This is a genomic window from Trichocoleus sp. DQ-A1 (assembly GCF_039961955.1).
Classification (GTDB): Bacteria; Cyanobacteriota; Cyanobacteriia; order Cyanobacteriales; family FACHB-T130; genus FACHB-T130.
The window spans coordinates 1-23,706 of record NZ_JAMPKE010000039.1 but is presented as its reverse complement, the minus strand read 5'-3'; the positions used below and the strand labels follow the sequence as shown (position 1 = coordinate 23,706).

Sequence of the window (23,706 nt, the reverse complement as noted above, 5' to 3'; positions counted from 1 at the left end):
ATTTTGCAATTCTTAAAAGTGAAAGGATTGCTATATATAGCAATCCTATTTAATTGATGAACTCTTCTTTTTTCCTTTCGTGTACCAAGCGTCTTTGCGGTTCCTAATAAAAAAGACTAAGAAACGTGATAACAGCTTATTCAACTGTTACCGATTTCGCCAAATTCCGAGGCTGATCTACATCTAAGCCGCGAAGCGCCGCAATGTGATAAGCCAACAGTTGCAACGGAATTACTGTGAGGATCGGAGAAAGCAACTCTTCCACAGCAGGAACGGGCAACAAATCATCAAAAGTTTCCGCTGCTTCTGGGTCGTTCATCGGCGTCACACCAATTAAGCGGGAATCCCGCGCCTTCGCTTCCTGGGCATTCGAGAGGACTTTTTCGTAGACAGTCCCCGGCATGGCGATCGCTACTACCGGAACTTTCGCATCCAACAATGCAATTGGGCCGTGTTTCATCTCTCCAGCGGGATAACCTTCGGCGTGGATATAGCTGATTTCTTTTAATTTCAGCGCCCCTTCCAAGGCAATCGGGAAATTAATCCCCCGTCCTAAAAAGATAAAATCTTTTGTTTCGGCAAAATCGTGAGTCAGATGTTCAATATACCGCTCCTGACTTTCTAAAATCAGTTCAATCTGGGCTGGCAACTGCCGCAAGCCAATTAAAATTTGCTCTAACCGAATTGCCGATACCGTCTGACGCCGATAAGCTAAATCCAGCGCCAAACAGTAAAATGCCATCAGCTGGGCAACAAAAGTTTTCGTCGCCGCCACTCCAATTTCAATTCCGGCATGGGTTTCGATAATCTGGGGCACCATCGTCCCCAAAGTGCTTTCTGGACGATTGGTAATCCCCAGCAATCGCGTCTGAAATTGGGACGGCTGAGTGGCACGACGCTGGGATTCCATTGCCAAAGCCGCCAGCGTATCCGCTGTTTCTCCAGATTGGGTAACACCAATGGTCAGCGTATTGGCAGTGAGAGGCGCGGGTGCATAGCGAAACTCAGAGGCATACTGCACGATGGTCGGAATTCCCGCTAACTGTTCCAGCAGGTATTTACCCACCAGTCCGGCGTGCCAACTGGTGCCGCAGGCAAGAATTTGAATGTGTTCTAAATTCTCGTACAGTGACGCTGGTAAGTTCAGTTTAATGGGAGATTGACGAGAGTCGGCGTTCCAATCTGCGTTCAGGTAAGCTTCTAAACAAGCGCGAACCACTCCCGGTTGCTCGTAAATTTCCTTGAGCATAAAGTGTTTGAATCCCTGTTTTTCCACCTGTACGGGATTCCAACTCAGCGTCCGGGGACTTTTCTTCAGCCTATCGCCTGCAAAATTGTACACCTCAACCCCAATCGGGGTCATTCTTGCGAGTTCGCCATTTTCCAGCGTCAGGACGGCGCGAGTGTGGGGAACCAGTGCCGGAGTATCAGAGGCGCAGAAAAATTCTCCTTGACCGAAACCAATGGTGAGGGGAGCTTGTTGCCGTGCCACAATCAATTCATCAGGATAGTCAGCACAGATAACTGCGATCGCAAACGCTCCCTCCAGTTTATTCACCGCCTGCCGTACCGCTTCTAAAAAGGAAGAATGCTGACTTGTCACAGCTGAGTTGTGTACCTGCTGTGTCATCACTTCAGCCATTAATTGGGGGATTGCCTCCGTGTCTGTTCCCGCCTTCGTTACCGCTTGCCGCACTGCCTCTAAAAACGGAAACTGTTGAGGTGTAGAAGCCGAGTTATGTACTTGCTGTGCCATTAGTTCGGCGATTAACTGGGGGATTAACTCAGTATCCGTCCCCGTTTTCGTCACCGCCTGCCGCACCGCCTCTAAAAACGGAAACGGTTGAGCTGTCGCCGCTGCTTGCTGCGCTTGCTGTGCCATTAATTCGGCGATTAAGTGAGGAATCACCTCAGTATCGGTATCTGAGCGAAACTCGTGTCCCTTGGCTTTGAGTTCTTCTCGCAACTCCCGATAATTTTCAATAATCCCGTTTTGGACTACCGCGATTCGCTTAGCCGTATCCGTGTGGGGATGGGCGTTGTATTCTTCTGGCTTGCCGTGAGTCGCCCAACGGGTGTGTCCAATGCCAATCGTCGCCGGATTGACTTCTCGTTGTAGCTTTTCGCGCAGGTTGTAGAGTTTGCCCTTGGCCCGCACACAGTGGATGTCACCTTCCAAGACTGTGGCGATACCGGCAGAATCGTAGCCCCGATACTCCAGTTTTTCCAAGCCTGCCAGCAAAATTTCTGTCGCCGCTTGAGTGCCAATATAGCCAACGATTCCGCACATATATCACAACACTCCTGTTCACACTTAATCTTAAAAGCTACTGGGCTATCCCAGGAACGTCAAGGTCAACAACATTGTATTGGTTACGGGCGATCGCGCTCTTATTCCGCAAAAAAGAGGGAGCAATTTGCCCCCTCAATGCCTTGGAATCGGAATGATAAAAAGTGTTTTCAAGCCAGCTTGTTAGTATGCCAAGCCCATGCTGCGAGTCGTTTCAGCATTGCTCAAATAAACTCGGATGCTCAAAAAGTCGGTAGGACAGGCAGTTTCGCACCGCTTGCAACCTACACAATCTTCAGTCCGAGGAGATGAGGCAATCTGTTGGGCTTTACAGCCATCCCAGGGAACCATCTCTAGGACGTCCGTTGGGCAAGCGCGAACGCATTGGGTGCATCCAATGCAGGTGTCATAGATTTTAACGGTATGAGACATCGAAAAACGGCTCCTTTCTGAGTGTTCTCTACTAATGACACTAGAATCAAGGCTTAGTTTACCGCAGGCGCATAGACGCCTCTGCAAAAGGCCACAGAACTTCAAACTCTGTAATAGATTGCCCCTAATTGCGACTTTCCGACAAAGGCGGGGAAATCCCTCTGTCTCAAGGCGGTTTGCCTCACCGGCAAAGCTGGGGTGCGTTCGACATCATAAAGAAGTGTGAACGAAAGGCTTAACTCAGTTGAACAAAATTCAATTCCAGCGTTCGACACAGAGAAGTTTTAACCCTTGGGAATCGACTATGACACTGATTCGTTGGCAACCTTTTCAAGAAATGGAAACCCTGCGCCGTCAAATGGATCGAATGTTTGACGAACTGGCAAGCGTTAATCGGGATGCTCCAATCACCTGGAAGCCTGCGATTGAGCTGCAAGATACAGAGGATAGCTTAATCCTGCGGGCACAAATTCCTGGCATCGAAGCCAAAGACCTTGATATCCGCATTTCTCGTGAAGCGGTTGTGATTACAGGCGAACGCCGCTACGAAAAGAAAGAACAAGAAGGCGGTTACGTCCGTTCTGAGTTCCGCTACGGAAACTTTCAGCGAGTAATTTCTCTGCCTGTTGCGATTCACAACGATCGCGTCCAGTCTGAATTTAAGGATGGCGTCCTGATGCTGACGCTGCCCAAAGTAACGTCAGTTCGCGATCGCGTGGTCAAGCTCAATCTAGCAGATAGTACCAGTGCGGCTCCAGAAATCACTGATGCACCCGTTGCTGATACGAAGAAGACCGAAGCAACTGAGAGTGCTGAACCGGCTAGCGTCTGGGATTAATCCAGATAATTTTCGGTTAATCCGTAGCTGCAAAAACTTCTTAGTCTAACCACTCAACCGCTGAGCATCAGCAACTCAGCGGTTATTTTTCGCCTTCTTCCAGAAGTCGGGAAAATCCCCCAAAAGGCAATTCGGTTTTCCTCACTGACGTAACCAGACTGTTTTGACATTATAAAAACGTGGGAACTAAAAGCTTCATCCCATTGAACAAATTTCAATTCAAGCATTTAGTCACTGCAAATTGGAGGTAACTGTTTTATGGCACTGATTCGTTGGCAACCCTTCCAAGAAATGGAAACTCTGCGTCGTCAAATGGATCAAATGTTTGATGAACTTGCTGGAAGCGATCGCGTAGCTTCTCGCCAGTACAGCACAACTTGGAAGCCTGCCATTGAACTCCAAGACACTGAAGACCATCTGATCCTGCGGGCTGAAATTCCAGGCGTAGAAGGCAAGGACATTGATGTCCAAATCACTCGTGAAGCGATCGCCATTAGCGGCGAACATCGCTTTGAGAAGAAGAATGAAGAAAAAGGCTTCTTCCGCTCCGAGTTCCGCTATGGTAGTTTCCAGCGCGTGATTCCGCTGCCAGTGCCCATTCAAAACGACCAAGCCAAGGCTGACTTCCAGAATGGCATCCTGACATTAACCCTGCCGAAAGTCACGGAAGCGCGGCGTACCGTCGTCAAACTCAACTTAGGCGGCACCAATACAACTCCAGAATTGACCAGTCAGTCAACTCCTGAAGCCAACCACGCTAGCGTGAACTAATCTTGCCCTTGCCTTCCTGAAGAGTCTTGAGCCTGGGTAAGAAACAATAGCCTAATTTAGTTATCTAACCGCTGAGTGGTCTTCAGTAGAATCCTACCCTCCACTCAGCGGCTATTTTTTTGGCGTTGCACCTTGAAAAACTATTTATTTTAGAGACAATCCCTCAGTAAGTTGCCTCTAGAAAAAACCATCTCCTAATTGGACAATGTCATCTTTTTAGCTATCGTCAAGGACGATACACTTGTGCAAGATGCCTTCTTTGGGAAAAAACTTAAAATGCCAGATTCCTTGATGTATCGACAAGATGCCTTCGTTGTTCTGGAACCCAACCAACCAGAGCAATTCCTCACTCCCGCAGAAATGTTAGAAAAACTGAAGGCAATTTTGGCAACTCGTCAAGATAACCTACCGCCAGATTTGCAAAAATTTCCTTCAGTAGAAGCTCAAGCTGAATACCTGCTAGAAACGTCCTGCGAATTAGATATGGGGCCAGGACAATTTTTACAGTGGTATGTCGTGCGTTTAGAAAAATAAGAGCGGAGTTCCTCCGCCCCTACGTTTAGGGTGTAGCAATTAGCGCTACATCAACACGTTGTTCAGCTGGTTGAGTCACGGTTACGCGCACACCAGGGCCAAAAAACCCTTCTATTTTCTCCCGCTTCTGTTGCCAAACCTCTAGAGGGAAGAGCGGCGACTCAAATTCCAACACCAAAGCGTAAGCCCCATCGATCGCAGTTTCGTGTAATCCTGTTAGCACAGGTCTTTCTTCATCGGTTGGACTCAGCCCCAAGCTGCTCAAAGAGCTATCGAGATGAGCATCTTGACCGTAGCGATAGCGGGTGACATCTAGACGAATTTGGTTTTGAGTTGCGGTTGCTTGCTGTTCTCGGAGTGCCAGTATGTCCTTGGAAGTCGGTTTGCTGAATGGTACGGGCGTAAGTTCTGAGGCTTTGAGGGCAAGTCCTCCCAGCAACAGGGGAACCCCATAAAAGAATCCGGCTAAATTCAGCGTTGGGTTGTCGGTAACGTAAGCGACCAGTCCCGCCAGAAATAAAACGCCACCAACACTTAAACCCAACGTTCCCAAAGAAGTTTGACGTAACATTTTAATTAGGATACCCAATTGACAATCTCTTCAGCTTTATTATCCTTGGCACTGGGTAACATCTCTAGTATGGGTAGGATTTTTGTTAAAACCATGTCCATTGCTTTGGGTCGCGATTGGGAAGCACGAAGCTGAAGAAGTCTCGCTAATTTGATAGCCCTTGACGAATGAGTGCAGAGTCTGTAAAGTAGCCCATCAACCAACCGTAATTCATAACTCAGGGCGTTTACAAAAGGAACCCCTATTATCAAAATAAGTCGCTGTTGTCCGCCGCCATCAATTCATAACTGAGATAATAAAATGATTCAAGAAGACAATTCCGGGGCTACAAAAAAGAGTAAAGCCATCCTGGATCAACTCAAAACGCTGAAGCAGGAAGATGAAACGCTTTATAACATCTTGGCTGTAGATGTTTGGGCTTTAGCCAAAACAATGGATGAGTTTCAACCAGGATTTTGGTCGGCTTTTATGAAAAATCGAGAGAAGGCGCTGAAGCGGTTTATTTCTGAAGTGATTAAAAATAAGCCTACCGATCCGAAACGTCCTCCTTTCCTTCGCTAGGATTAATTATTGTAAATAAATAATCGACAGAGGAAGCAAACAATGGACCCACAAACACTCAAGCAATGGATTAGCCAGATTGAACTCAAGCGTGAGTCACTGGTAAGGCTTCTGGAGGAACCAAACCTGGGAACTCTACGAATTGATGTTAATCAGGCACTCGAAGAAATTGATGACCTGATTGATGAATTTCGGCGCACCTTCCCAGAGGCAGATGCCAACTAGAAACTAACGCCTTGCCGAGCTGAACTCTAGCCAAGAGGCTACGGCAAGGACACCAATCGCTGCTTGCGCCCATTTCTAATGACTGACTGCCCGCTGCCCAAGCTGCTTGACTAGAGCAATCAGCTCTTGAGTAGCGGTGTCTTTTTTACAAAAAGCATCAATTCTGGCGGTTTGGCTCATCACCTCAATCTGCGGGTCTTCGACTGAGGAATAGGCAATAATCTGAGCGTGCGGATCGATGTGCTTGATCTGGGTAGATGCGCTCAAACCGTCTAAAACTGGCATTTGTAGATCGAGAATAATCACATCAGGGTGGTGACGCTCGACCATCTCAACGGCTTCTTGACCGTTACTAGCCAATCCAACTAACTCGATGTTTGCCTGACTCTGGAATGCTAATTTCAGGCTAAAACGAGTTAGCTCGTGGTCATCAACAACAAGAACACGAAGAAGGGGGTGCTGACAGGACAACATAAGAGGATAACTATATCATCTGACGGTTCTAGTTTAGGGGCATAGGATACAAAAGTCCCTCTACCATCCGAGCGAACTGCTGCAAGAAATACTCATTTTACCTCCAAACTAAAGTAGATAATTTTCTAAAGTTTAAATATTTATAAAGAAATCTGGAAGTTTAGTTTTTATATGTTTAAACCAATTGAACAGCCGCTCGTTTCGCTTTTGTCTTTCTAGCGTGATCGCTCTTGAGCTTCAGCCATTCACTTCCAAGGATACCAATACCTTTTCCGACTTTCCTCTCCATCGGGAGGGATAGGCTAAAAGAGCGATCGCCCTCCTAATTGGGTAGAGAGTGCGATCGCTTCTTTAAAGTTTCCTGTCTAATGAATTAAAGACTGAATTTAAGTCCTACACTGTCTAAATGCCCAGAAGTCCTGTAAGCGTCGGCAGATAAGTTTGAAGGACTTCAGCGAGTTTACTAGCATCGGTAACAGCAGCAGTAACCCCCTTAAGAGCATTCACAGCCATCGAGCAATACTTGAGCGCACGTTCCTCCGGGGGTTTTTTCCCTTCTTCTGCGATGGTTTCCACTGCTTCTAGCGCCTCTTTCTTTTGACTGTCAGAAAGCGCAGAATCACCTTTAATAGCTTCGTGCAAAACTGTCAAAATCTCCGCAAGATCGTTGCCATCAGTAGTATTAACACCCTGAAGCTGCTGAATAGTCGTAGTTACTTGACCACTGATATCGCCCACAATGCTAGCCCCTATAAAATCGCGACCAACAGTGACATCACCGACAGTAGTCTTATCTCCTTTATCCCCACTAACTATATCTCCGGAGACATTAGTGTGTTTATTTTCCATAATTTCAACCTCCGCTGATGGATTTAATAATATGTTGGCTCTTTCACCTTGAATAGACACTTCATTGTAATAGTAATTTGTAATACTTTGATGGATTGCAGGTTTGTCTGCGCCTGGAAAAACACCCACCTTAGCGACGAAGACACGATCACCTTTATTTTCAATACTGTAACGAGATACATCTAATCCATCATACTCAAGAGCAGTTTTAGCTATGGCAACAGCAAAAGCCGCTAAATTCATTCTTTGTTGTAAAATTAGGTCAACCGTTTCTTGTAATTTGTCAATCCATTTTTCAAATTCACCCGGCTGAAACTCTCCGCTGTCTGGTTTTTGTAGTAAAAACCCGTGCTTGCCTTGCTTCAAATGGACAAGCTTACAGTCAACGTTTTTGAAACGGGTGTTGTTATTAATGTTCCACTCTTGAATGCAGGAATATGTAAGATAAGCTTCTGAAAAATCTGCATCTAATATTTGAGCTTTAGCTAGGTTTGCCCATTCCAAATTAGCTTTTCTGAAATTGGCACCATTCAAATTTGCTTCTTTAAGATTTGCTCCTTCTAAATTAGCCTCTCTCAAATCGGCATTACTCAGGTTCACTCCCGTAATAACTGCCTTTTCCAAATTAGCCTCTCTTAAGTTAGCGCCACTTAAGTTTGCTCCTGTATAATCCCTTCCGTAACCTTCGTGTGGTTTTATCAGTAACTTTCTAACATTGGGTTGTTCCAATATCGTTCCCTGCAATCTAGATAATTCTAGTCCAGTTACATTTTTGAAGCTAGCACGGGTTAAGATAGCCTTTCTAAAATCTGTGTGCGGTAAATCTGCACCATCAAAGCAAGCATCTGTTAAATCGACTCCATAAAAAGATGTACCACCTGTTGCCGCCCAAAAGACCGCTTTTTCTCTAATCCAAGAAAATTTGGGGGAGCCTCTAATTGCCTGTCTTGCGATGATAGCGCCTGTAAGGATGACTGCGATCGCTGCAATTAAAGTTACAGTAAATTCGACTTTTGTTAATTTTGGTATAATCAAAAGTAAGACTACAACCGTCAAACTAGCTCCTAAAATAGCTAGGAATTCATTTATAAGCCAATAACCTAAAGAAGTAAAAACTACTAATAGTCCTGTAGTAATAGCTCCAAGCCAACCAAGAATTATGCTTAATCCAAGCAAAAAAATTGCAAAGCCCAGCTCATTATCTGTAAAAATACCTATTAGTGTAAAAATAATAATTAGTGCAGCAATAAAGGAAATTGATGTCCAATGATAACCACGAACTATTAATAAAATCAAGCTAGCCGTATATATACTAATTTCTATAAAAATTCCTGTAAAACTAATAGCATAGTCATTTCCTAGAGAAAGGTAAATAACAAAACCTAAAGCTCCTCCTGAGAGCAAAGGCATTATATTGAGCATTGAAGTTACAATACCTATAGTGCTTAACAAAATCTTATGATTTTTCTTCAGCCCAGCTTGTGCATTTTGAAAGTTTTTATTAAATGAATAAATTTTAGTAAAATTAATACTACGAATATCGCCTTTATAGCTTGTCATACGCAATCAATCAAGGTTATTGCTAAAATCTTCTTCTGCAAATACCAGGAAACCAAAAACCTAAATGTCTGCAAAATCTAGGGCGCAAAACATATACATTAGGTGGTATTTTATTATCATCAGTAGGTATTTTATTATCGGCAGACTCTACTATTTCATTCTCAGTAAATAAATCACTCAAAAGATCAACATTAATAGGCTGAGTAGCGACTAAATCTATAAATTCATAAGATAAACGTGTGAGCAAACTCAAATCATTTAAACTCAAACCTCTTTCTGCCGCCAGTTCTTCAATACGAAGCTTAGTCTCTGGCAACTCTTCAGCTTTAACTTCAACTAACAAATCCTCAATTTGACAATCTAGAGCTTTACATATTTTGCTGAGAGTTTCTTTAGCGCTAGTTTCATCTAATTTTTGCTTATAAATAGGCTGCTTGCTATAAAATTCCACTATAATTAGGTCTACCTCACACTGCTTACTCAACTCTTGTAAGTTCCAATCTTTCGTATCCTTTGCTATTTTACGAATTTCGAGCTTGACTGCCTCTTGTTTATCTACAGGCTTAACTTCCAATACGTCTACATCCTGACGTACAGGCATAACTAACTCCAATACGTCTACTTCTAGTTTGTCTGCAAGTTTTCTGAGATTGTCAGCAACTTCCTCTGTAAGTGTTTTGATAGGTTTAGTTGCGTAATCTTGAATAACCTTTAAAGAAACGCCTGAGACTTGGCTAAGTTCTTCTAGAGTTAAAGGTTTTGATTTTGCGTCTGCAATTTCTTGAATACGAAGAGTAATCATTAATGAAGTTTTTGTCTTAAGGGGATGTTTGATGCTTAACTATTATTGCTAAGGGAAAACTAAAAAATGCTTTAAACTTAAGAAATTTTTTATATTTTAGTAACCCATATTAAACTCTGATCTAAAATAATTTGATACATAAGTAGCATAAAAAGGAAAAGTTGGATTTTGCAATCTGGCATTCTGTAACAAAGATTATCTTCCAGAGGTGAGAAGCGAAAAGCTGGCAAGGGCTGTACCTTAGCGGTGAAGGGCTAGGAAGGAGTTTATGCAGATACAGACGCCGGATTGGGTTAAGCACGCGGTTTTTTACCAAATTTTCCCGGATCGCTTTGCTAAAACGAAGCATTCTCACAAGCGGCTTTTGAAGGATACCCGATGGGAAGATTGGCACGAAATACCGACGCTTCAAGGGTACAAGGGCGGTGATTTGTGGGGGGTGATGGAACAGCTGGATTACTTGCAGGATGTAGGGATTAATGCGATTTACTTTACCCCCATCTTTCAATCGGCTAGCAATCACCGCTATCACACTCACGACTATTACCAAGTCGATCCGATGTTGGGGGGGAATGGCGCTTTTCGGGAGTTGCTAGAAGCTGCCCACGAACGGGATATCAAAGTTGTGCTGGATGGGGTATTTAATCACTCCAGTCGGGGATTTTTCTTTTTCCACGATGTTCTGGAAAATGGCCCCCATTCGCCTTGGGTGGATTGGTTCAAGATTGAAGGCTGGCCTTTATCGGCGTATAACGGCGATTTTCCGGCGAATTATGAGGGCTGGGACGGAAATCGGGCGCTGCCAGTGTTCAACCATGAAAATTCGGAAGTGCGGGAATATATTATGGAGATTGCCGAATATTGGATTAAATTCGGCATCGATGGCTGGCGCTTGGATGTGCCCTTTGAGATTAAGGCTCAAGGATTTTGGCAAGAATTTCGCGATCGCGTGAAAGCGATTAACCCAGAAGCTTATATTGTGGGGGAAGTCTGGGGAGATTCCCGCGAGTGGCTGGATGGGACTCAGTTTGACGGGGTAATGAACTATCTCTTTGCTGCGCCGACGATTGCTTTTGCCGCAGGCGATCGCGTAGACATTGACCAAGTGAAAGATCGCTCTTACCATCCTTATCCGCCCCTCTTTGCACCAGAGTATGCCGAAAAAATCCAGCAATTGTTGGAATTTTATCCGTGGGATATTCAACTGACTCAGTTGAATTTGCTAGCTAGCCACGATACGGCGCGACTGATTTCTATTGCAGGCGGTGATAAGGAGAGTGTTCAACTAGCAACATTGCTGCTATTGACTTATCCAGGCGCGCCCAGCATCTACTATGGTGATGAAGTGGGATTACCGGGAAAACTCGATCCAGATTCGCGTCGGGGTTTTCCGATGGAAGCTCACTGGGAGCGTGATGTTCTAGATTATCACAAGCAACTCATCGCCCTGCGTCACCAATATCCTGCCTTGCGTACAGGTTCTTACCACGTTCTGTTTGCGGAAGGAACCGTTTACGTCTTTGCTCGGAAATTGGGAGATGAGGAACTGATTGTTGCCATTAACGTGGGGACGGCACCGGCAGATCATGTGAGTTTTGAGGTGACGGGGCTACAATCCAAGCCTAATCAGCAATTGTATGGCACTGCCGAGGTGTCATGGAGCGGTGAGGGAGAATCCAACCATCTGTCCTTGCATTTGCCAGCGCGTAGTGGATGCATCCTGGGTTAAACAAATTTCGCGAATGTTTGCCAAGAAGGGTGGATTGATTAACCTCTAATTGCCTGCGTAGGGGCGTGTTTGTGCCATGTCCTTACAGAATGTGAATTTGACCAATTATTTAATCCACATTCCTTGGCGATCGCCCAAATCAAAAGGAGGCACCTTTGCAAAGGTGCCTCCTTTTTTATGTCAGCAAATCGAATTTTAAATTTTTACGATGTCGTTTAGATCGCACTGACTCCAAATTTGCTTTTGTCTTACCATTACCCAGTTTTTGGTCAATAAATTCTGTCTGAAGACAGAAGTCAGCAGCCGAAATTAGTGCCTATTTAGACATTATCGTCGGTGTAAGTACTGAATCAATGACATGGATGACGCCGTTATCGGTAAGGATATCTGTTTTTAGCACCTTCGCATCATTCACTTTAAAACCGTCGTCGGTGCTATCAATCCCCAGAATGCCGCCCTCAACTGTCTCAGCGGAATCTATCTCGACGAAGTTATCAGTTCTAACATCCCCAAACAGGACGTGATACATTAAAATTTGCTTCAGCTTGGGGATGTTGTCCATCCAAGAAGCCAGTGTATCCTCTGGAATTTTGGCAAATGCTTCGTCGGTTGGAGCAAAGACAGTATAGGGTCCTGGACTCTTGAGAATCTCAAACAGACCAGCAGCCTCAAGAGCATTAACCAGAGTTTTGAAAGATCCTTCATTAGTGGCAGTTTCTAAAAGGTCAGCCATGCGTTTTGATGATTTTAAGTGAGTGTCCTGTTTAGAGATACTCGCTATAAGACTTGCAGTGCATCCTTCAAAAGTATTGAAGGCAAAAGTATTGAAGGCGCGATCGCTATTAGGTTAGCACCGCTACCCATTTCATCTGATTTCGCTAGCGTGCAGCCACTCATCAGATACCCCAACCCCGTTACATAACTCAACTACTGGAACGAATCCCACGTTGTTGTAGCTGCTGAATAAAAAAGTCTTCTAGAGAAGGACGGGATAGGTTCATTGTCGTCAAATGGGCATCCATCAGACGGAGACTAGCCAGAAACTCTTGGGGTTCGCCTTGTAAGTGTCCGTGCCAGCCATTATGCTCAAATGCTAAATCGGGTATCCAGCGTTTGAGAACCTCTAGGTTCCCGCCTTTGCCTCTGGCGTGGTAGGATTCAGCGGTGCCAAGGAGTTCATCAAGGGAGCCGACGCAAATCAGCTCGCCTTGAGCAAGGATAGCGACGCGATCGCATATCTGCTCCACTTCCGCCAGAACATGACTATTAAAAAAAATTGTCTTTCCCTGCTTTTTGAGCGATAAAATAATCTCTCGCATCTGGTACCGCCCCATTGGATCAAGACCTGACATCGGCTCATCCAGAAATACCAGTTCTGGATCGTTAATCAGCGCTTGAGCCATGCCTACCCGTTGCAGCATCCCTTTAGAATACTGACGCATCTGCTTTTTACGGGCAGCGGATTGAGCCAATCCAACTAATTCCAGTAGTTGGGGAATGCGTTGACGCTGCACTGATTTCGGGATTTGAAATAATCCAGCCGTAAATTGCAAAAACTCCCAGCCGGTGAGAAAGTCATAGAAATAGGCGTTTTCCGGTAAATAACCGATGCGTTGTTTCACCTCGCGATCGCCCAAAGGTTTTCCCAGAAGTACCCCTCGTCCACCCGTAGGGCGTACTATTCCCAAAAGCGTCTTTAACAGCGTCGTTTTCCCAGCCCCATTTGGTCCTAGCAGCCCAAACGTTTCCCCCTCAAACACTGACAGCGTGCAGCTTTTGAGAGATTCAATTTTTTGATTTAGCCAAAATCCGGTGCGATAAACCTTTCGCAGTTCAAAAGTCTGTACTACCGATTGACGGTAAACGGTAATCGGTTCCCCTGACTTATCTTCAACAGAATTCATATTAGTTCGGCAAGCGATCGCATTCTCTACAATATTATTGATTCCCTATTTTGCGGACTTTCGTATCAGTTTGGAATGATAGATGATATGAGTCCTATATCTGTTCTATTTCTTAGGGATAAACTGGGCGGATGCTTATCTTAACTGAAGCCGAGTTTCGAGAATCGGCAGAATCCTCTCTGCGTCTGGTTTTTCTGAACGACGACCCGTTTAACCAGCGTTTTGCACCGGATGTCCCAGCGCGAAGGATAATCTATGAGTATTTCTACCGCATAGAGCCACCGCTCCTAGATGCTGTAGTTGCGGCTGCTTCCCGTGTGGGAGACACTGGTTGTTACCTCTCAAATCTATGGCGTAACAAAGAACAACCCGAACACCCCAATCACTGGTATATCCATTTTTCTGAGATTTCAGCTTACATAGCAGCCGATGGCAAAGTGTTTAACAATGCTTTGACTTCGGAGAATGTTCTCTACTCGCCTCAAGGAAAATGGGGAGTGATGATGTCTCACGAGCATCACGGTTTACTGGCTGGTACGCACGAGTTTATGGAAGAAATTTGTCGGCTTATACCAGACCTCGATCGCCAGGTGTATGGGTTCCTAGATTATTGGAAATACTGGTATAGCCAAGGTAACAGTGCTGATGTAACTTGGCTACCGGGATTATTAACGCAGATTTACGGGCGAGAAACAGCAAAAACCATGCTGCGAGAAGCAGGCTTAAAGTCGATTTGGCGCAAATACAGTTCTGAACTTCTATTCACTTAGACTGGATTTAGGAGTATTTAACAGAAGAGAAACGAATGGATAGATCCAAAATAGTTGCCATTATCACTGGGGCAATTTCTATAATTCTAGCGATCGCCTATCTGCTGCTGGTTCAGTTACTAGACTTCCGGGGTGAAATGATACCCGCACCCACAAGTCAATTGCCGCCAGTCGTGCAAGTTGCCCAAATATCCGCGATTCAGCTTTTATAGAGAGCAATGTCTAATCGGAGTTACGCCATCCTCGGAACAGGAGCGCTGGGGGGCTACTACGGAGCTAAACTACAACGAGCGGGGCTGAATGTCCACTTCCTGTTGCACAGCGATTACGAACAAGTCTGTCAACAGGGTTTAGTCATTGAGTCCCCAGACGGCGATTTTACCCTCCCCCACGTTAACGCCTACCCTGACGCTAACAAAATGCCACCTTGCGATGTGGTAGTTGTGGCGCTGAAAACGACGCAAAACCACCTGCTACCTGAAATGCTGCCATTTATGGTTAAGGATGATGGCGTTGTCTTAGTGCTGCAAAATGGTCTAGGCGTTGAGGAGAAAGCCGCCAAAATTGTGGGTTCGGAACGGGTGATGGGAGGCTTGTGCTTTCTCTGCTCTAATAAAGTGGGGCCAGGACACATCCGCCACCTAGACTATAAGGCGATTACACTCGGCGAATATACCCCCGATTATCAACCCGCCGGGATTACCGAGCGAATGCGTCAGATTGCGGGTGACTTTGAAAGTGCTGACATCCCTATCCAACTTGCTGAAGACTTGCTGTTTGCTCGTTGGCAGAAATTGGTGTGGAATATCCCATACAACGGGCTTTCTGTGGTTCTTGACGCCACAACAGATGAGCTGATGAGCGATCTTCACACGCGATTATTAGTCGAGCAGTTAATGAGTGAAGTGCTGGTAGGTGCATCTGCTTTTGGTCGGAAGATTCCTGATAGCTTTGTCGAAAAGATGCTCGATCACACGGCAAAGATGAAGCCGTACCGCACCAGTATGAAAATCGACTATGACGAAGGGCGTCCTCTAGAGGTGGAAACCATGTTCGGTAATCCCCTACGAACTGCACAAGCAGCAGGTGTTGATTTGCCAAAAATTGCGATGCTTTACCAGCAGCTAAAATTCTTGGATGCTAGAAATCGCCACAAATAGTATGTTCTTTTGGCATCCGATTTTTCATGACTTAAATATAGTTGACACCCTGAAAAAAAACCTTAAATAATAATTAGTCATGAAAAAAGCGCCTTTAGAAAATCCGATTTTTACCGTCCCAAACGTTCTATCAAAAGCAGAGTGTGCCGAGTATATCGCCTTAACCGAAAACATAGGCTATACTCCGGCTGGTCTCACCGTAGGACAGGATGAATACATAATGGCTCCATCAATCCGAAATAACGATCGGGTGATTTTGGATGATGAAGAACTTGCAGCAAATTTATGGCATCGTGTGGAAACTTATGTCCCCAGAATCGGTAACTGGTGTGCAATGGGACTTAATGAGCGCTTGCGGTTCTACCGATACGATCCGGGTCAGCGCTTCGCACCACATCACGATGGTAGTTATTGGCGAACAAACGGCGACCATAGCCGTTTAACTTTTATGATTTATCTGAGCGAAGACTTTGAGGGAGGCGAAACTCTGTTTTTTTCACCCAACGTCTCTATAGTTCCTCAAATCGGTATGGCGCTGTTCTTTATCCACGAAATAAAACATGAAGGCGCACCCGTAATCCAAGGTCGAAAGTATGTACTGCGTTCAGACGTGATGTACACGTATGCGAGCCAATAAAAATCGGGGGAAGTTGACTTTTAAAAAAGGGCGATCGCTCTACACAATTTCATTTAATTATTCTTTATTCTTCTGGTAAATAGTTGTAAGATAAAACTGCTATTCCCCCATTTATTTATACCCCATGTGTAACTTTTTATGTTATTGTCTTTGCTAACCCTGTACTGGGTTTTCCTCAGAAAAACAATTGAAAAAAAGTCTGCATATCTCGTATCTTTAATTCACCCAGTAGGAAGCTTTTAGAATTTGCATTGTTTAGCTTGGACGATAAGAAATAAAAAAGGAGATTGGGAAGTTTTGTGTTCCCAGTCTCCAATTGCTATGACGATGAATTTAAAACAGCAATTTAAAATTTGTTGAGCATCTGAAAAATCGTCATTTTATGAGCCATGAAAGAAAGTGAAAAAGTGAGCTTCTCTTTCTTTAGTCATTTTTGTAGATTTTGGCGATATATTCGGGTTTTTTGTCAGACCCTTTTTTGTCGGATAAGGTTCTTCCGCTAAAGGCGAAAAATATCCAGGTGAAGGCAATTGCGGCAATCGTTAATTCCATAGAAATTTCTCCAAGTTAAGCAAGCTGTCTTGTTAACCTTATTAATCAACTCAAGAATTGCTATATCCGGATAAATTTCAGGTTGGCAGATAAAATTTATTTGTAGATCAAGAGAATTTGCAAGCGCACCCTTAATCTGTAACCCAGAACTGGTATATTTCTGGGTGTTACCAATGAAGGAATATCGCTTCGCGAACGCTACTATTGTTGAGGCGGATCTGATTGGCGTTCCTCTTGCGGTTCTTTCGCTTCTGCTAAAGGTTTGACGACTCGCGCGATCGCTTCTTGCACAAATGTCTTGATAAACTCATCCCGGCGATTTAGCTGAAACTGTCGCTGCACAACTTCTGTAATTCCGCCATCGCCCCAATCTTGATCGTGACGGAAGTATTCAATAAAACTTTTCCCAGCAATTCGAGTCAAATAAGCGGCGGTAACGCCTTGAATGACCTTACCAATAGGATAGGCGGCGACACTCAGTTGGAGGACTCTAGAAAGCAACTCAATTGCTCCTTGGACAATTCCCAAACTCGCGAGAGTTTTCCCTAAAGAAAGCGCTAATTCGCGCCCTCGATCCATATTCAGTTCACAACCGTAAATTCTGCCAATTTCTACAACCATTTGGGCATTTACAGCGGCGGTTGCTAGCAAATCCACTACTGGCAAGGGTGTCACGGTGATGACACCCGCCCCAATCCACTGAAAACGTTCTACCACCTTCTCCGCTTGGCGTCTGCGCTGAGCATCCAGCAGGCGTCGCGCTTCGTCTCCCAGTCTCTGAGATTGCAGTAGGATGTTGTCAGCGACTAGGTCTTCCCCTTCGGCTCTAAGAACCACTGCCATGCGGCGAATTAACGGCATCACATCCGGTTCGGGTTGGAAGGTTTCGCCACTCTCCAATTCGGCAAGCTGGGGATTCGCGGCGATCGCAACCACATCGGCGGTAGCGATAAATCCCCGCACTCGTTCCCGCAGACGCGCCAGAATTGTTTCCTTATCGGTGTCTGTATAAAGATCGGTTTTGTTGAGGATCAGCAGCGATCGCTTGCCAATTTCTGCCAAGGTTCGCAACGGGTTATACTCGGACTGCCGCAAGTCATTATCTACGACAAATAACAACAAATCCGCTTCAGTTGCCAATTGCCTTGCCAGTTGTTCTCGCTGAGTTCCCGCCACCCCTGCTTCTAAAATTCCGGGCGTATCGGTAATTAAAATTTGCCGATTTAATCCTTTCAACTTGAGAACGTAAGTTTCTCCCACCTCCGTCGTTCCCATTGGCGCGTCTACCCGTCCTACCATGCGCCCAATCAGGGCATTCACCAGAGAAGTCTTACCAGCGGAACCCGTGCCAAATACGACGACTAACAGTTCCCCACGCGCTAAATTTGCTTCGATTTCGCGCGATCGCTCAAGTAATGCCTGCCGCGACACCTCATCCTGAATCTGTGCTACTTGCTGCCGCACTGCTTTGAGGGTTTCTGAAGCCGCCTCTGTCTTCGCTTCCGGGACTTTCGGCAATCTGCGGCGTTGCCGCGAACCTTTTGCAGTCCCCTGAAGAATCATCACATAGTAGATAAATCCACCGATTAGCACCCCCAGTAGGACAATCAGCAACAAAAGCAGCAGATTTCCCAGTAAAGGTGCCGTAAAAGAAATCTGAATATACAGCCGATAGAGAGAATTAATCAGCCACAGCATCAGCCCCAGAATTACACTGAGGCCAACGATCAGCGTTAATAAGCGCGACAGGGGCATGAACGGGATTGTGGTAAGGAGATGCTTCTAATCTTAATCTCCCTATCATTGTCTGCTATCAGCAACAGGCAAGAGATGCTTCCACGAATAAAGTAGAGCCTGTTGCCGTGATTTTTTCTCGGCTAGATAATTAAAACAAAGCGTCTTTCTGAGTAATTTTAAAAAACAGTAAATTATAATACAAACTAGCTTTTAAAATTATCCCCCACCGGATAGATCGATGATCTCTGAGCCAAACGTCAGGAAGCCTCAGATACGCTTAGGCAGTGCGTTCCCTCACCCAGTCAGTATCACAGGCTGGCTCAGCCGGGTCACTGGTCGTTTCAGCGTTAGCCAAAAAATTAGTTATGGATATGGGCTAACCCTAGGCATTGCCGTTTTGGGAACGGCTGCCGGATTTATGATTGGAGATTACTATCAGCAACGAGCTACGAAGTTGCATGAATATAGCAACCAAGAACTCAACCTTCTCCATCGCTTGCAAAATGGCGTACTACAGGCACGTACGCACCAACAACAATTGATTCCGCTAGCAGAAAATCCGGAATTGTTTTGGGACGAATACTCTCATTTTCTGGAACATACTGCTGAAATTAAGCGGATATTGTCTCAAATCAAATCTTATACAAACAGCGCCGTTTATCAACGCGAGGCAGCGGCTCATGTACACGCTGATGGAATACCCAGTTTTCTAAAAACTTACGAAAACGTACCAGAAATCTATTTTCATCAGGTTGATGAATTAGTACAGCAAATTGAGCTGTCTCATTTAAAGCCAGATAAAATTCAGGAAGCACAAAAACTACTTTTAAATTTTACGAATGGTTCTGTAGCGCTAAATTTTGATGGTCTCTCAGACGACTTAACTGGAGTTATTCAGGGATCTTACCAGGATGTTAAGCAGGCAGAACTAGCTTTGATTGCTGCGGAAACAATCCGATTTAAAATTATTGTTGCAAGTATTTTATTGTCAATTGCGATCGCTATCCTTTTAGCCATCTACACTTCTCGCGCCATCGTCCGTCCCCTGAAAGCTGCAACCGATGTAGCGCAGCAGACAACTCAAGAATCTAATTTTGACTTGCAAGTGCCGATTACAACTGAAGATGAAGTGGGAATGTTGGCAACCTCCCTCAATCAGCTCATCCTCCAGGTGGGGCATCTTTTGCAAGAACAAAAAGCAGACAGCGAGTTGCGGCTAATTCAAAGTGAGAAAATGTCTAGCTTGGGGCGAATGCTTGCCGGAGTCGCCCATGAAATCAATAATCCGGTCAACTTCATCTATGGCAACTTGGCTTATGCTGGTGACTACGTTAAAGAACTTCTCGCATTACTAGAAACTTATCAAGCTGAAATTCCCAATCCGCCTGAAACGATTCAAACTCAAGCAGAGGAAATTGATATCGATTTTCTTAAACAAGACCTGCCTAAAGTTCTGCAATCGATGAAAGTCGGTTCTGACCGAGTTCGACAAATTGTTCTAAGTTTAAAAGATTTCTCTCGCCTCGATGATCCACAACCGAATTCTGTAGATTTGCACGCCTGTCTTGATAGTACCCTGCTGATTTTGAACAATCGGATTAAAAATAATATCAATATTATTCAAAACTACGGCGATATCCCAGCTATTGAAGGTTACACCGGCTTGCTTTATCAGGTATTTATGAATTTACTCAGCAATGCGATTGATGCTCTAGAAGAGGCAAAAGAGCCTGGAGAAATCGTGATTTCTACAGAACGCCTAAACAAGGATACCGTTGGGGTGCGGATTGCTGACAATGGTTCTGGCATTTCACCAGAACATCAAGAGAAAATATTTGATGCCTTTTTTACCACGAAGCCGAGAGGCATTGGTACGGGCTTGGGTCTATCAATCAGCCATCAGATTATCGTAGAGAAACATGGCGGTAATTTTAGCTGCAAATCAGAAGTTGGTAAAGGGACAGAGTTAGCGATCGCTTTACCGATCAAACATCAAGTCGGTGTCGCATCAATATCAACAAAAATTCTCTGCTAATAGCTAGAGGCGAACTACAGTCCAAAAGTGAGACATTTTGTTCAAGTTATCGGAGTAGAAAGAGTTATGGGGCTTTTTGACCAAATTATCAATGCCTTAGACAGTCCAGATCGGGAAGCGACTCCCGGACAGATGGATAATATTTTTGGCACCGTGCAGCAGGTAGGCAATAATTATGGTGCCGACCCGTCAGCAGTGCAATCTACAATGTCCCTTGTAGGTAACTACGTGCGCTCTGCTCTACAACAGAAGCAAGCTACCGAAGGCCCTCAACAAGCGCAAGCCCTTGTCAATCAATATGGCGGCACTTCTCCCAATCCTCAAGCCGTTGATGCGCTTTTTGGTTTTTCTCAAGTGCCACAAATCGTGCAAGTCATTGCTCAAAGAACCGGCTTGAATCCGGCGATGATTCAACAGATGTTGCCGATTCTAGTTCCCTTGGTGTTAAATCTTCTAAAAACTGGCTCCAGCGCTCAAAATCCGCACGGGTCGAATCCAGTTCTGAATACTTTCTTAGATGCCGACCGCGATGGCGATGTTGATATTGCTGATGCGATGCAGTTAGCAGCTCGCCATCTGGGTAGATAAAGCTGGGAATGGGTAATGGGATACCCCATTACTCATTACCCATTATTAATATCTGACCGCTCAACCCCCTCAATTTCCAAAATCAAATCGGCACCATAGACTTTAGACGGCGTCTGGAAACCAACACTCACCTGTCCGGCAAGCACCTTGGTAACAATTGCCAGCGCTGTCATTGCCGTGAGCGTATAGCCTTCGGGGCATTGCAGTCGGGATACCTTAGTTGCGCCATCATCTGACACCTCTCCCCACAATCTAGTTTTCCCCTGTTGCCTCTGTGCATCGGTTGGTCCTGGTGGTTGAGCTTGGATTAGACGTTTCTGTAAGCTTTGTATGGGTGGTGCCCCCAATAACCAACCCAAATATCTACTTGCGACTAGCGCCCAGTAAGTGGAGGGAGGGGTTGCCATATAAACTTCAATATTGGGAATCCCTGTGCTGTAGAAAGCGGTAGACACATCTCCCCAAGGAAGTGTGGTTCCTAAAACAGGGCCTTCTCCAAAGTCGATGGTTCTAGTTTTCCAGGCGGTTGGAACCGGAGTCAGAACGCCACCCCGCCGCACTAAGCCTCCTTGCTTCTGAGCTTCCACGATTGTTGTGGCAGTTCCCCGCGATGTCTGACCGGCGGTGAAAGCCAGCGCCAGACTTGTTGCTGAAGGCAGCTGTCTCTTGAGATGAGCCGCGAGACAGTCAGAAGGAACGACATCAAAACCGACGCCGGGAAGCAGCATTACGCCTGCTTTTGTTGCCTCAGCATCTTTGGCAGCGATCGCCTCGAATACTGCGACTTCTCCGGTAATATCCAGATAATGCGTTTTTGTCCGCAGGCACCCTTCAACCATTGGCTTAGAGGTGCGGGAGAATGGCCCTGCACAGTGGAGTACCGCGGCGACATCCTGGAGTGCCGCATCCACGGCGGATTCATTTTCTAGGCTAAAGGCGCGGTGTTCTAAACCAAGCGATGTCGCTAACGGCTGCAACTTTTCGGAATTGCGTCCTGCCAGAATCGGGCGTAACCCTTGCCGCACTGCCAATCGCGCAATCAGGGTTCCGGTATAGCCATTCGCACCGTATAACAAAAAGTTTGAGGACATTAGTACAGAAGTTACGACACAGCAGAGATAGAAAGCGATCGCTCTTTTTATCCCGCTTTGTCAATCAAGGGTATAACAGTCGAGCGACTGCATACTTCTATTGTCCGCTTGGGAGTGTTTTCTTCAATACGGCAAAAGGTACAGGTAAGATGACAGAATGTTTGCTTGGCTTTGCTTCCCACCCTAGGATAGCTATGGCACTGATTCAATCGTCTCGCCCCTGAAACTATGTTGGCTGCAATTTTATTTGACTTGGACGGGACTCTGGTAAATACTGACCGAATCCATTACAAATCTTGGCAGGATATTTTAAAACAATACGATATTGATATTGACGAAAATTTTTACCAAAACCGGATTAGCGGACGCCTTAATCCAGTTATTATCCAAGATATTCTCCCTCAGTTATCCTTATCAGAAGGCGAACAACTCGCTGAAGCGAAAGAAGCTTATTTCCGAGAATTATCACCAGAACTTAAACCCCTGGCTGGACTTTCTAAAATTTTGGCATGGACAGAAGAATTAAAGTTGCAACGAGCAGTTGTCACAAATGCACCGCGTAAAAATGTCTACTTCATGCTAGAAGCTTTGGATTTGGCAGATGCCTTCGCCACCGTTGTTTTAGCAGAAGAAGCGATCGCGGGCAAGCCCGATCCGGCTCCCTATCAACTGGCGTTAGATTATTTTGGTATTAAAGCGAAACAAGCGATCGCTTTTGAGGACTCTCCCTCCGGCATTCGTTCATCGGTAGGCGCAGGCATTGTGACAATTGGCATTGCCTCAACCTACGACCCCAAAGTTCTCTGCGACTGCGGAGCAATTTTTGCAGTGCCTAATTTCACCTCTCCGCAGTTGTGGACGTGGCTAGATTCTCCCGCAAAAAACGATCCCGATCCTAATTGAATTTATTAACGCTACACTCTCTTCGCTATAAAGCACTGAGGACGAGTAAGAAGAGATCTCTCCGATTTTATGAATGAATTAGGATTGCGATATTTATATTTCTGTGGATGTACAGTTTGATTTTTGTAGAGGTAGGTTTGATAGCCAGAGACCTAATTTATCCCATATTCCGCAGGTTTTGGCATGGAGTTATTGTATTTTTGATGCATGAGTGCATCTGAGATTAGAGTACAAGATATTGATCACAGTGGGATTGTGGCAGGGGTCATCGACGAGATGGGCTTGGTTGAGCAAATCAACCAGCGCCTTAAGCAACACCCGTTGCAGGTGGTTAGCCCTGGGCAAGCGGTCAAAGCCATGATTCTCAACGGACTAGGCTTTGTCAGCGCACCTTTGTATTTGTTCGAGCAGTTTTTCGTAGACAAAGCAACGGAGCATTTGTTGGGGGAAGGGATTCGGGCAGAACACCTGAACGATGACCGCATGGGACGAGTTCTCGATGAGTTGTTTGAGGTGGGATTGACCTCACGGGGTGACAACCCCGTCAAAATATACGTAAAATCAAGGACATAGCCCTCAAACCTCTCTGAAAAGATGGCAGCTTGTTACGTCTTATTACCATTAATTCATGAACAATATCCTGGCAAAATTCCATTCCCATTACCCAAGATTGACCGTATAATCCAATCCAAA

General features: G+C 45.2%; 25 protein-coding genes and 1 pseudogene. 14 read left to right on the top strand and 12 right to left on the bottom strand.

Going from position 1 to position 23,706, the window contains the following annotated elements:
• Positions 1 to 136: 136 nt before the first annotated feature.
• Both glmS and psaC read right to left on the bottom strand, forming a co-directional pair.
• Positions 137 to 2,290, bottom strand: coding sequence for a glutamine--fructose-6-phosphate transaminase (isomerizing) (glmS, locus tag NDI33_RS24020; protein WP_242033035.1), 2,154 nt, complete (start codon positions 2,288 to 2,290; stop codon positions 137 to 139).
• A gap of 183 nt (positions 2,291 to 2,473) precedes the next feature.
• Complete coding sequence (gene psaC, locus NDI33_RS24015) at positions 2,474 to 2,722, bottom strand: photosystem I iron-sulfur center protein PsaC (protein WP_089128523.1); 249 nt, start codon at positions 2,720 to 2,722, stop codon at positions 2,474 to 2,476.
• Between the two features lie 304 nt (positions 2,723 to 3,026).
• Here psaC and NDI33_RS24010 point away from each other — a divergent pair, with 304 nt between their 5' ends.
• Positions 3,027 to 3,560, top strand: coding sequence for an Hsp20/alpha crystallin family protein (locus NDI33_RS24010; protein ID WP_190673473.1), 534 nt, complete (start codon positions 3,027 to 3,029; stop codon positions 3,558 to 3,560).
• A gap of 53 nt (positions 3,561 to 3,613) precedes the next feature.
• Here the strand turns inward: NDI33_RS24010 and NDI33_RS24005 are convergent, their stop codons facing one another.
• Entirely contained in the window at positions 3,614 to 3,787 is a 174-nt protein-coding gene (locus NDI33_RS24005; protein ID WP_190535014.1) for a hypothetical protein, read from the bottom strand.
• A 31-nt stretch (positions 3,788 to 3,818) separates the two neighbouring features.
• Between NDI33_RS24005 and NDI33_RS24000 the strand changes: the two genes are divergently transcribed.
• Positions 3,819 to 4,331: an Hsp20/alpha crystallin family protein gene (locus NDI33_RS24000; RefSeq protein ID WP_190673471.1), complete on the top strand. Its 513-nt coding sequence runs from the start codon at positions 3,819 to 3,821 to the stop codon at positions 4,329 to 4,331.
• 276 nt (positions 4,332 to 4,607) lie between these two features.
• Positions 4,608 to 4,865, top strand: a complete 258-nt coding sequence (locus NDI33_RS23995; protein WP_190410511.1) for a chlororespiratory reduction protein 7 — start codon at positions 4,608 to 4,610, stop codon at positions 4,863 to 4,865.
• A gap of 25 nt (positions 4,866 to 4,890) precedes the next feature.
• On the opposite strand, the gene NDI33_RS23990 is transcribed toward NDI33_RS23995, so the two are convergent.
• A complete protein-coding gene (locus tag NDI33_RS23990) occupies positions 4,891 to 5,436 on the bottom strand; it encodes a DUF2854 domain-containing protein (protein ID WP_190428357.1) in 546 nt (181 codons plus the stop codon).
• 300 nt (positions 5,437 to 5,736) lie between these two features.
• Between NDI33_RS23990 and NDI33_RS23985 the strand changes: the two genes are divergently transcribed.
• Both NDI33_RS23985 and NDI33_RS23980 read left to right on the top strand, forming a co-directional pair.
• Positions 5,737 to 5,997 (top strand): hypothetical protein, encoded by a 261-nt coding sequence (locus NDI33_RS23985; protein ID WP_190428356.1) that lies wholly within the window; start codon positions 5,737 to 5,739, stop codon positions 5,995 to 5,997.
• A 42-nt stretch (positions 5,998 to 6,039) separates the two neighbouring features.
• On the top strand, positions 6,040 to 6,222 hold the full coding sequence (locus tag NDI33_RS23980) for a hypothetical protein (RefSeq protein ID WP_190410508.1): 183 nt from the start codon (positions 6,040 to 6,042) through the stop codon (positions 6,220 to 6,222).
• Between the two features lie 75 nt (positions 6,223 to 6,297).
• On the opposite strand, the gene NDI33_RS23975 is transcribed toward NDI33_RS23980, so the two are convergent.
• The 3 genes from NDI33_RS23975 to NDI33_RS23965 form a co-directional block, all read right to left on the bottom strand.
• Positions 6,298 to 6,696: a response regulator transcription factor gene (locus tag NDI33_RS23975; RefSeq protein WP_190410507.1), complete on the bottom strand. Its 399-nt coding sequence runs from the start codon at positions 6,694 to 6,696 to the stop codon at positions 6,298 to 6,300.
• A gap of 402 nt (positions 6,697 to 7,098) precedes the next feature.
• Positions 7,099 to 9,105 (bottom strand): pentapeptide repeat-containing protein, encoded by a 2,007-nt coding sequence (locus NDI33_RS23970; protein WP_190673468.1) that lies wholly within the window; start codon positions 9,103 to 9,105, stop codon positions 7,099 to 7,101.
• Between the two features lie 22 nt (positions 9,106 to 9,127).
• Positions 9,128 to 9,907 (bottom strand): helix-turn-helix transcriptional regulator, encoded by a 780-nt coding sequence (locus tag NDI33_RS23965; protein WP_190673464.1) that lies wholly within the window; start codon positions 9,905 to 9,907, stop codon positions 9,128 to 9,130.
• Between the two features lie 268 nt (positions 9,908 to 10,175).
• On the opposite strand from NDI33_RS23965, the gene NDI33_RS23960 reads away from it, so the two are divergent.
• Positions 10,176 to 11,636 (top strand): glycoside hydrolase family 13 protein, encoded by a 1,461-nt coding sequence (locus NDI33_RS23960; protein WP_190673461.1) that lies wholly within the window; start codon positions 10,176 to 10,178, stop codon positions 11,634 to 11,636.
• A gap of 316 nt (positions 11,637 to 11,952) precedes the next feature.
• Here NDI33_RS23960 and NDI33_RS23955 read toward each other — a convergent pair whose 3' ends face one another.
• Both NDI33_RS23955 and NDI33_RS23950 read right to left on the bottom strand, forming a co-directional pair.
• Positions 11,953 to 12,369, bottom strand: a complete 417-nt coding sequence (locus tag NDI33_RS23955) for a fasciclin domain-containing protein (protein ID WP_190410504.1) — start codon at positions 12,367 to 12,369, stop codon at positions 11,953 to 11,955.
• Between the two features lie 190 nt (positions 12,370 to 12,559).
• Positions 12,560 to 13,540: an ABC transporter ATP-binding protein gene (locus NDI33_RS23950; RefSeq protein ID WP_190673457.1), complete on the bottom strand. Its 981-nt coding sequence runs from the start codon at positions 13,538 to 13,540 to the stop codon at positions 12,560 to 12,562.
• A 131-nt stretch (positions 13,541 to 13,671) separates the two neighbouring features.
• Between NDI33_RS23950 and NDI33_RS23945 the strand changes: the two genes are divergently transcribed.
• The 4 genes from NDI33_RS23945 (at position 13,672) to NDI33_RS23930 (ending at position 16,107) form a co-directional block, all read left to right on the top strand.
• Positions 13,672 to 14,310: a hypothetical protein gene (locus NDI33_RS23945; protein WP_190673454.1), complete on the top strand. Its 639-nt coding sequence runs from the start codon at positions 13,672 to 13,674 to the stop codon at positions 14,308 to 14,310.
• A gap of 35 nt (positions 14,311 to 14,345) precedes the next feature.
• Positions 14,346 to 14,522, top strand: a complete 177-nt coding sequence (locus tag NDI33_RS23940) for a hypothetical protein (protein ID WP_190673450.1) — start codon at positions 14,346 to 14,348, stop codon at positions 14,520 to 14,522.
• A 6-nt stretch (positions 14,523 to 14,528) separates the two neighbouring features.
• Positions 14,529 to 15,470, top strand: a complete 942-nt coding sequence (locus NDI33_RS23935) for a putative 2-dehydropantoate 2-reductase (protein WP_190673447.1) — start codon at positions 14,529 to 14,531, stop codon at positions 15,468 to 15,470.
• A 79-nt stretch (positions 15,471 to 15,549) separates the two neighbouring features.
• Positions 15,550 to 16,107: a 2OG-Fe(II) oxygenase gene (locus NDI33_RS23930; RefSeq protein WP_190431592.1), complete on the top strand. Its 558-nt coding sequence runs from the start codon at positions 15,550 to 15,552 to the stop codon at positions 16,105 to 16,107.
• A 423-nt stretch (positions 16,108 to 16,530) separates the two neighbouring features.
• Here NDI33_RS23930 and NDI33_RS23925 read toward each other — a convergent pair whose 3' ends face one another.
• Both NDI33_RS23925 and NDI33_RS23920 read right to left on the bottom strand, forming a co-directional pair.
• Positions 16,531 to 16,659: a hypothetical protein gene (locus NDI33_RS23925; RefSeq protein WP_277877468.1), complete on the bottom strand. Its 129-nt coding sequence runs from the start codon at positions 16,657 to 16,659 to the stop codon at positions 16,531 to 16,533.
• Positions 16,660 to 16,860: 201 nt separating this feature from the next.
• Positions 16,861 to 18,414 carry a GTP-binding protein gene (locus NDI33_RS23920; RefSeq protein WP_190535035.1) on the bottom strand — a complete coding sequence of 518 codons (1,554 nt, stop codon included), beginning with the start codon at positions 18,412 to 18,414 and terminating at the stop codon, positions 16,861 to 16,863.
• A 220-nt stretch (positions 18,415 to 18,634) separates the two neighbouring features.
• On the opposite strand from NDI33_RS23920, the gene NDI33_RS23915 reads away from it, so the two are divergent.
• Entirely contained in the window at positions 18,635 to 20,431 is a 1,797-nt protein-coding gene (locus NDI33_RS23915) for an ATP-binding protein (RefSeq protein WP_190673444.1), read from the top strand.
• A gap of 66 nt (positions 20,432 to 20,497) precedes the next feature.
• Positions 20,498 to 21,019 carry a DUF937 domain-containing protein gene (locus NDI33_RS23910; RefSeq protein WP_190535041.1) on the top strand — a complete coding sequence of 174 codons (522 nt, stop codon included), beginning with the start codon at positions 20,498 to 20,500 and terminating at the stop codon, positions 21,017 to 21,019.
• A 35-nt stretch (positions 21,020 to 21,054) separates the two neighbouring features.
• On the opposite strand, the gene NDI33_RS23905 is transcribed toward NDI33_RS23910, so the two are convergent.
• Complete coding sequence (locus NDI33_RS23905; protein ID WP_190673441.1) at positions 21,055 to 22,110, bottom strand: saccharopine dehydrogenase NADP-binding domain-containing protein; 1,056 nt, start codon at positions 22,108 to 22,110, stop codon at positions 21,055 to 21,057.
• Positions 22,111 to 22,338: 228 nt separating this feature from the next.
• On the opposite strand from NDI33_RS23905, the gene NDI33_RS23900 reads away from it, so the two are divergent.
• Positions 22,339 to 23,013: an HAD-IA family hydrolase gene (locus tag NDI33_RS23900; protein ID WP_190673439.1), complete on the top strand. Its 675-nt coding sequence runs from the start codon at positions 22,339 to 22,341 to the stop codon at positions 23,011 to 23,013.
• Between the two features lie 207 nt (positions 23,014 to 23,220).
• A pseudogene (locus tag NDI33_RS23895) lies at positions 23,221 to 23,538 on the top strand (DUF4277 domain-containing protein); the annotation flags it as partial.
• Between the last annotated feature and the right edge of the window lie 168 nt (positions 23,539 to 23,706).

Excerpts from the sequence above, each read along its gene's own strand:
- glmS (WP_242033035.1), bottom strand. The coding sequence starts at position 2,290 with ATGTGCGGAATCGTTGGCTATATTGGCACTCAAGCGGCGACAGAAATT.
- psaC (WP_089128523.1), bottom strand. The coding sequence starts at position 2,722 with ATGTCTCATACCGTTAAAATCTATGACACCTGCATTGGATGCACCCAA.
- NDI33_RS24010 (WP_190673473.1), top strand. The coding sequence starts at position 3,027 with ATGACACTGATTCGTTGGCAACCTTTTCAAGAAATGGAAACCCTGCGC.
- NDI33_RS24005 (WP_190535014.1), bottom strand. The coding sequence starts at position 3,787 with ATGCTTGAATTGAAATTTGTTCAATGGGATGAAGCTTTTAGTTCCCAC.
- NDI33_RS24000 (WP_190673471.1), top strand. The coding sequence starts at position 3,819 with ATGGCACTGATTCGTTGGCAACCCTTCCAAGAAATGGAAACTCTGCGT.
- NDI33_RS23995 (WP_190410511.1), top strand. The coding sequence starts at position 4,608 with ATGCCAGATTCCTTGATGTATCGACAAGATGCCTTCGTTGTTCTGGAA.
- NDI33_RS23990 (WP_190428357.1), bottom strand. The coding sequence starts at position 5,436 with ATGTTACGTCAAACTTCTTTGGGAACGTTGGGTTTAAGTGTTGGTGGC.
- NDI33_RS23985 (WP_190428356.1), top strand. The coding sequence starts at position 5,737 with ATGATTCAAGAAGACAATTCCGGGGCTACAAAAAAGAGTAAAGCCATC.
- NDI33_RS23980 (WP_190410508.1), top strand. The coding sequence starts at position 6,040 with ATGGACCCACAAACACTCAAGCAATGGATTAGCCAGATTGAACTCAAG.
- NDI33_RS23975 (WP_190410507.1), bottom strand. The coding sequence starts at position 6,696 with ATGTTGTCCTGTCAGCACCCCCTTCTTCGTGTTCTTGTTGTTGATGAC.
- NDI33_RS23970 (WP_190673468.1), bottom strand. The coding sequence starts at position 9,105 with ATGACAAGCTATAAAGGCGATATTCGTAGTATTAATTTTACTAAAATT.
- NDI33_RS23965 (WP_190673464.1), bottom strand. The coding sequence starts at position 9,907 with ATGATTACTCTTCGTATTCAAGAAATTGCAGACGCAAAATCAAAACCT.
- NDI33_RS23960 (WP_190673461.1), top strand. The coding sequence starts at position 10,176 with ATGCAGATACAGACGCCGGATTGGGTTAAGCACGCGGTTTTTTACCAA.
- NDI33_RS23955 (WP_190410504.1), bottom strand. The coding sequence starts at position 12,369 with ATGGCTGACCTTTTAGAAACTGCCACTAATGAAGGATCTTTCAAAACT.
- NDI33_RS23950 (WP_190673457.1), bottom strand. The coding sequence starts at position 13,540 with ATGAATTCTGTTGAAGATAAGTCAGGGGAACCGATTACCGTTTACCGT.
- NDI33_RS23945 (WP_190673454.1), top strand. The coding sequence starts at position 13,672 with ATGCTTATCTTAACTGAAGCCGAGTTTCGAGAATCGGCAGAATCCTCT.
- NDI33_RS23940 (WP_190673450.1), top strand. The coding sequence starts at position 14,346 with ATGGATAGATCCAAAATAGTTGCCATTATCACTGGGGCAATTTCTATA.
- NDI33_RS23935 (WP_190673447.1), top strand. The coding sequence starts at position 14,529 with ATGTCTAATCGGAGTTACGCCATCCTCGGAACAGGAGCGCTGGGGGGC.
- NDI33_RS23930 (WP_190431592.1), top strand. The coding sequence starts at position 15,550 with ATGAAAAAAGCGCCTTTAGAAAATCCGATTTTTACCGTCCCAAACGTT.
- NDI33_RS23925 (WP_277877468.1), bottom strand. The coding sequence starts at position 16,659 with ATGGAATTAACGATTGCCGCAATTGCCTTCACCTGGATATTTTTCGCC.
- NDI33_RS23920 (WP_190535035.1), bottom strand. The coding sequence starts at position 18,414 with ATGCCCCTGTCGCGCTTATTAACGCTGATCGTTGGCCTCAGTGTAATT.
- NDI33_RS23915 (WP_190673444.1), top strand. The coding sequence starts at position 18,635 with ATGATCTCTGAGCCAAACGTCAGGAAGCCTCAGATACGCTTAGGCAGT.
- NDI33_RS23910 (WP_190535041.1), top strand. The coding sequence starts at position 20,498 with ATGGGGCTTTTTGACCAAATTATCAATGCCTTAGACAGTCCAGATCGG.
- NDI33_RS23905 (WP_190673441.1), bottom strand. The coding sequence starts at position 22,110 with ATGTCCTCAAACTTTTTGTTATACGGTGCGAATGGCTATACCGGAACC.
- NDI33_RS23900 (WP_190673439.1), top strand. The coding sequence starts at position 22,339 with ATGTTGGCTGCAATTTTATTTGACTTGGACGGGACTCTGGTAAATACT.